We start from the raw sequence: 272 nt of genomic DNA, 5'->3' as shown, positions 1-272 counted from the left end.
TGCTCCCCGCGCAGGCGGGGATGAGCCCGCAGACCGAGCACGCGCCACAGCAGCCGTAGAGTGCTCCCCGCGCAGGCGGGGATGAGCCCACCACGGATGATGCGCCGGTTCGCTGGAAGCTGTGCTCCCCGCGCAGGCGGGGATGAGCCCAAGACACTGCGAGCAATCATCGCGCTTTTCGCGTGCTCCCCGCGCAGGCGGGGATGAGCCCAACCTCCATGCCAGACGCCAGCGCCTTAGCAGGTGCTCCCCGCGCAGGCGGGGATGAGCCC

At 71.0% G+C, this 272-nt stretch carries 1 CRISPR repeat array.

The features are described 5' to 3' along the window. Nucleotide 1: 1 nt before the first annotated feature. Nucleotides 2-272: direct repeats of the CRISPR family, unit length 27 nt; unit sequence GCTCCCCGCGCAGGCGGGGATGAGCCC.

Origin of the sequence: Corynebacterium sp. HMSC074A01, assembly GCF_001831515.1 — a bacterium.
GTDB lineage: Bacteria > Actinomycetota > Actinomycetes > Mycobacteriales > Mycobacteriaceae > Corynebacterium.
The sequence above is the reverse complement of the archived record's forward strand: the minus strand, read 5'-3'. Positions and strand labels throughout refer to the sequence as shown.